The following is a 5,652-nucleotide window of genomic DNA, read 5'->3' as shown; positions in this document are numbered from 1 at the left end:
AGCGCACGCAGAAGTTCCTCGAGAATGTGATCGACGAGGTCCTCGATGTGCACACGGGGGAGGGAAACGGCGACGACTGGGACTTCGATGCGATGTGGGTCGAACTCAAGACCCTCTACCCGATCGGACTGACGATCGACGAGGTCGTGTCGGAAGCGGGCGACAAGGGCAGAATCAACCGCGATTTCATGCGTCGTGAGATTCTGTCCGACGCCAAAATGGCCTACCAGCGGCGTGAAGAATCGCTGGGATCTCCCGCCATGCGCGAGCTCGAGCGTCGCGTTGTGCTGTCGGTCATCGACCGCCGTTGGCGCGACCACCTCTACGAGATGGACTACCTGAAGGACGGCATCGGGCTGCGTGCCATGGCGCAGCGTGACCCTCTGGTGGAGTACCAGCGCGAGGGCTTCGTGATGTTCCAGCAGATGATGGGGCAGATCCGTGAGGAGTCCGTCGGCTTCCTGTTCAACCTCGAGGTCGAGGTCAGCCAGGCCCCCGGCGCCGTCGCCGCCCCGGTTGTCGCGGCGAAGGGACTTGCCCCGGCCGACCAGGCCGAGGCCAAGCTCAGCTACACCTCGCCGAGCGATTCTGGCGGAGTGGAAGTACGTAATCAGCGCGGGCAGATCCAGCAGGCGGCCACAGACCGTGCCCGCCGTGTGGCGACGGAAGCCTCGGCTCCCGAGCCGGCCGCTGACGCTGCTCCCGCCCAGCGTGGGGCTTTCGGCCAGAAAGACGAGCAGGCCGCTCCGGTGAACCGCGCAGAACGCCGTCAGCAGGGCAAGAAGAAGTAGATCCGCCTCGACGGTGATGGGCCGCCTGTCGTTCACGCTCTCAGCGGGACGGGAGGCGGCCTTGTCGTGGCCGGGTCCCGCCCCAGTGCGTGCCCCGGCTGAATTCAGAGAATTCCGAGCACGCTCGCCCGCCACCGTGTGCCCACGGCCTCGATACGAAGGGCGACAGCCCGAACACGTGTGCGGGTATGCACGATCACCGTGGCTTCCACGATGCCGGCCCGCGGCTCGTACAGCCGAACAGTGCCAATCGAGATGATGGGACGGTCCGGTGGTCGGCGCGTCACCGCACGAGCGCGCGTGGCGAGCACGATCCGGTGCAGTATTCGCTGGTAGACCGCATCGTCCACCCAACGGGCCAGCTGTTCCGGCTCGCGTACCCCGGCCATCGCCTCGATGGAGCAGCGGGCCAGATTGATGGCCATCGGTTCCGGGTCGGGCAGACCGAGGCCTCGCCAGAGTGGGGAATCGTCGTCGGCCGGGCGAATGGTGTCAGTTGCGAGTCTCATGACAACTCCGTTGTGAGGATCGTGGACGTGGCGCCTGTCAGTGTGCGGTGTTCACTCAACCAGTGGACGCGCTTGCTGTCCAGCGGTTTTATGGCCTGTGGATAACCTGTCGCGGTCGAAGCCACGGGGCTAGTTTCGTCATGTGCGCTGGGATAATTTGTTTGATGACCTCGAAGTTCAGCTCGAACGCGAGCTCAACGCCGAGGAGCGCGACCTGCGCGCCGAAGAGGAACGGCAGCGACTCGGGCGGCTGACGACACGCACGCGCCTGGTGAGCCTGACTCTGGGGGCGGTCGGTCCGGCGGTGTTTCGGGTTGTGCTGACCACGGGGGACACGATCATCGTGCGCCCGACGACACTGGGGCGCGACTGGCTTGCTGCCGACCTGATCGGAACCGACGTGATCGGAACCGACGTGAGCGCTGACCGACCTGCTTCCCCGACGAACGGTTCTTCGAAGGCCGGTTCCCGCATGAACGGGGACAGCGGTGGCGAAGACAATCGGGATGGTGACGGTGGGGACGGGGAGAAACACGGGTCCGGTCGCGGAAGCGCGCAGTGCGTGCTTCCGTTCGACGCTATCGCCGGGCTCGTGCTCACCGCGCCTCAGGTGGAGCGCTCACTCGGCGACGTGAACGAGAGTCCCTCGGCGGCTCGGGTGTCGGAGCGCATCGGCTTGCCGTTCGTGCTGCGGGACCTGTGCCGGAGGCGGGCAGCAATCGAGGTGCGCACAACGTTCGGAGGCGTGAACGGTACCATCGACCGTGTCGGGCGAGATCACTTCGATCTTGCCGTGCACCCGGTGGGAACTCTTCGGCGCACGCCGGACGTCTACCAATACCGCGTCATTCCGTTGGCGCACGTGCTGCTCGTGGTGGTGCGCTGACGACCGTTGATCAGTCCCGGTACCTGCCGCACCATGACAGCTGGGGGTTCGCGCCGCCGGCCCGCCGATGCCCGGCCGGTGATTCAGATCGAGGGCGGCTGGTGCTCTGTGTGCGTCGGTCGGTCGCCGCGGATGATGCGGCCGCCGGACAGCTCGGGGATACTCGCGAAATCAGACTGCTCCCAGAGCGCCATGCGCCGGGCCTCCTCGTACTTCGCCTCGATGTAGGACTCGAGTACGAGCCGTTCCACGCGCCACGCGTGGGAGGTGCCGATACGAATAGCCGGCAGCTCATTGCTGCGCACGAGATCGAGCGCCTCGGCTGGGGTGATGGCCAGGATCTCTGCAGTATCGGCCAGGGTCAGAAAGCGACCCAGCTCGGTCGCTGAAGCGGAATCATCCATGCGTCGATTATGCGCCTCACTCGACCGTTCGGGGGTGGCAAAGATCTGGCCTGTGGATAACTGGCCTGTGGATAACTGGCCTGTGGATAACCCCGTATCCGTTGACGAACCCGGGCACGATGAAGCGAGCCGGTCAGCGGGACAGGTCGCAGGTGAGGGAGCGCATGAAGAAATCGGTCGACAAGAGCACGCGAACCAGACTCTGGTTCGATCCGCGTTTCGCCATCGGGCTCGTACTCGTGGTCGCATCCGTGGCGGGCGTGGCGGCGATCGTGACGACGGCGGATCGAACGAGCGGCGTGTACGTGGCCAGATCGACTCTCGCTGTCGGTGACCACATCGAGGCGGGAGACGTGAATCTGGAGCAGGTGCGCCTCGGCGGAACAGAGGAACGCTATGTGACGCCCGGCCGGTTGCCGCAGGAGGGGTTGCTCGTGATCCGGACGGTGCAGGCCGGCGAGTTGATACCGGTCGGGGCGGTCGGCACGAGGGGAGGGGAATCCGTGACGAGTGTGGTTGTGTCTGTCCGGCCCGCTCTCGCCGAGTCGATCGTGGCGGGTTCAGCCGTCGACGTCTGGGCGGGAAAGAAGACTGGTCCGTCACAGTTCGACCCACCTGGGGTGCTCGTGCCGTCCGCTTCCGTGGTGCGCATCATCGCGGCCACCGGCTTGATGGCGACGGCCGATGCCCAGTCCGTGGAGATTCTCGTGCCGAAGACCTTGGTGGGACCCGTGCTCGAATCGGTGGCGAACGGCGATGCCATTTCGGTCGTAGCTGTCGACGCTGCACTTTCGGGGGAGCAGTAGCCATGGCGGCGATCGCGCTCGTTCTCGACCGGAGCACCGAAGACCGTCTTGTCCCTGACATCCTCGAGCACGGCCATACGATCCTTGCCCAGCTTCGATCCGCCTCAGAACTGCTGCTGGCCCTGCCCGGCCTGCGCGTGGACGTTGTTGTCGTGGGGGCGAAGCGGGAGACCCTGAATCGTGAGGTGATTGCGGCGTGCGATGCCCGTGGCATCCGCGTGATCGCTCTGGCACCTGCCGACCGTGACCGACGGTACGCGGCGACGCTGGGGTTGCTTGAAGTGCTCGACGGCGCCGTGGGATGGCCGGAGATCGAAGCGCTTGTGCACGGCGGGGTCGTTGTTCCGCTTCGTATCGGCGACCGGAGCCGGGCCGTGGACGCTCCGCGATCGGGCATGGTTGTTGCCGTCTGGGGCCCGACAGGTGCGCCGGGGCGCACAACGTTGGCCATCAACATTGCGGCCGAGATCGCCGCCTCTGGCCATACCGTCGTGCTCGCCGACGCCGACACCTACAGCGGATCGGTCGCGGCAAGCCTCGGAATGCTCGACGAGGCACCGGGTTTCGCCGCTGCCTGTCGACTCGCCGGGTCGGACAGTCTCACACAGGCCGAGTTCGAGCGCATCGCGCAGCGCTACAACTCGCCGCAGGGCGCATTCTGGGTCCTGACTGGAATCGGCCGCCCGTCCCGCTGGCCGGAGCTGTCGGCCGAGCGCGTGACCCGAACCATCGATGCGCTTCGGCAGTGGGCAGACTACGTCGTTGTCGACACGGGATTCAGCCTCGAGTCCGATGAGGAACTGTCCAGCGACCTGTTCGCGCCGCGCCGCAACGCCGCCACGGTCACGTCACTGTCCGTCGCGGACCACGTGGTGGCCGTCGGGCTGGCCGATCCGGTCGGCATGGCCCGTTTTCTGCGTGCGTGGACTGACCTCACCGACGTCATCACCGATACGCCGGTCAGCGTGCTGATGAACCGCGTGCGCGCCGGAGCGGTCGGGCTCGATCCGGCCGGGCAGGTGATCGGTGCACTGCGCCGCTTCGGCGCCATCGAGTCCCCGGTGCTGATTCCCCAGGACCACGTGGCGTTGGACTCCGCGGTGCTGGCCGGGCGCACCCTTCGCGATGCCGTGCCGAAGTCACCGGCGCGGGCGAGCATCCGGCGGTTCGTCACGTCCACCCTCGTGGTGGCACCGGTGGAAAGCTCGGCCCGGCGGCGCGTGACCCGGCGACTCTTTCGTCCGTGGCGGGTCATGTTACCCCCGACGAGAGTGCCGAAAACGTCCGGGGTGGGGGACTGAGTGGGCCGTGTCTCACCAGTTAACCTGGCGGTGTCCCTTGAAGCTCTGACTCTCAGAGTGTCCGCGTGTGAGACGCGGGATGGTTGCTTCCCCCAATCGTTGGGGATACCTGTGACCGGGTCTGACTGGCATGTGCCGAGCATTGACAGGGCGGCGGCTGAAAATCATTTCTTCGTCTCACGTCACCTCGTTGCCGAGACTCGATGCCGGGGATGGCCGTGACCTCGGTTCGGCGAGGTGCCGGCCGAGGATGCGTTCTCGGGGGCGAATGTACGCGGCCTCGATGCGCCCAGCTTGCATTGCCCCCGCAGGGCGGACGCCGGTTGAGTACTGAGGGGGATTTTTGCGGCCTCTGACGACGCTTGCATCTCGACGACCGCGAGTGTGACATGCCTGATCGAGGAGTCGCAACGATCGGTTGAATCCGCCAGGCACGAGGCATTGATCCTGCGTCCCCACCGCCAGCCTGGCACGCAGGCCCGGCGACAAGAGTCAAAGCAACGTGGCGTGGCATTCGAGGAACTCCGGTTGCGAAGTCGGCTCAGCCTCGGCCGACCCCACAACAGAAGATTGTCCTCGTGCATTGGTTGCAGCGTTTCGTCACATCTTCTCAACGATCCTGCCTGCCGTGCTCGGGCAACGAATTTACCACTCCACGCACGAGGCGGTGACGTTTGCGGCATAGACCGAGCCTTGAATAAACCACGCGATGGCGCCAGTGGGCGGGTAAACCACCAACAGGACACCGCTGCCGACGCTCAGGATGCACCCAACGCTCCAATTGAAGGTGCTGGCGGCACCGCCTCCGTAGGCGAGCGCAACGGAATCGAGTTGCCGTCCATCGAGATACTTCTGCAAGTAGCTACCCTTGCAGTTTGTGAGAGGTTCGCCGGAACTCATGAAGTAGCTGTACCCGGATGTAAGAACGCAGTTGTACTCGTAGTTTCCTGTCTGG

The 5,652-nt window shown here is 65.5% G+C and carries 5 protein-coding genes and 2 pseudogenes; 4 read left to right on the top strand and 3 right to left on the bottom strand.

Annotated elements, in window-relative coordinates; translation table 11 throughout:
* Positions 1–791, top strand: a pseudogene (locus JF66_RS16475) (preprotein translocase subunit SecA); the annotation flags it as partial.
* Positions 792–895: 104 nt separating this feature from the next.
* On the opposite strand, the gene JF66_RS16470 reads toward JF66_RS16475, so the two are convergent.
* Positions 896–1,300: an Rv3235 family protein gene (locus JF66_RS16470; RefSeq protein WP_051973659.1), complete on the bottom strand. Its 405-nt coding sequence runs from the start codon at positions 1,298–1,300 to the stop codon at positions 896–898.
* Between the two features lie 142 nt (positions 1,301–1,442).
* Here JF66_RS16470 and JF66_RS16465 point away from each other — a divergent pair, with 142 nt between their 5' ends.
* Positions 1,443–2,186 carry a hypothetical protein gene (locus tag JF66_RS16465; protein ID WP_035879721.1) on the top strand — a complete coding sequence of 248 codons (744 nt, stop codon included), beginning with the start codon at positions 1,443–1,445 and terminating at the stop codon, positions 2,184–2,186.
* Between the two features lie 83 nt (positions 2,187–2,269).
* On the opposite strand, the gene JF66_RS16460 is transcribed toward JF66_RS16465, so the two are convergent.
* Positions 2,270–2,590 (bottom strand): helix-turn-helix domain-containing protein, encoded by a 321-nt coding sequence (locus tag JF66_RS16460; RefSeq protein WP_051973658.1) that lies wholly within the window; start codon positions 2,588–2,590, stop codon positions 2,270–2,272.
* Positions 2,591–2,754: 164 nt separating this feature from the next.
* On the opposite strand from JF66_RS16460, the gene JF66_RS16455 reads away from it, so the two are divergent.
* Together JF66_RS16455 and JF66_RS16450 are read left to right on the top strand one after the other, a co-directional pair.
* Positions 2,755–3,396, top strand: a complete 642-nt coding sequence (locus JF66_RS16455; protein WP_156109863.1) for a hypothetical protein — start codon at positions 2,755–2,757, stop codon at positions 3,394–3,396.
* A gap of 2 nt (positions 3,397–3,398) precedes the next feature.
* Complete coding sequence (locus tag JF66_RS16450; RefSeq protein WP_051973656.1) at positions 3,399–4,697, top strand: hypothetical protein; 1,299 nt, start codon at positions 3,399–3,401, stop codon at positions 4,695–4,697.
* 645 nt (positions 4,698–5,342) lie between these two features.
* Here JF66_RS16450 and JF66_RS16445 read toward each other — a convergent pair.
* Positions 5,343–5,652, bottom strand: a pseudogene (locus tag JF66_RS16445) (hypothetical protein); the annotation flags it as partial.

Origin of the sequence: Cryobacterium sp. MLB-32, assembly GCF_000738085.1 — a bacterium.
Lineage (GTDB): Bacteria > Actinomycetota > Actinomycetes > Actinomycetales > Microbacteriaceae > Cryobacterium.
Note: the sequence above shows the minus strand (reverse complement) of the source record. Positions and strands in the feature narration are given on the sequence as shown.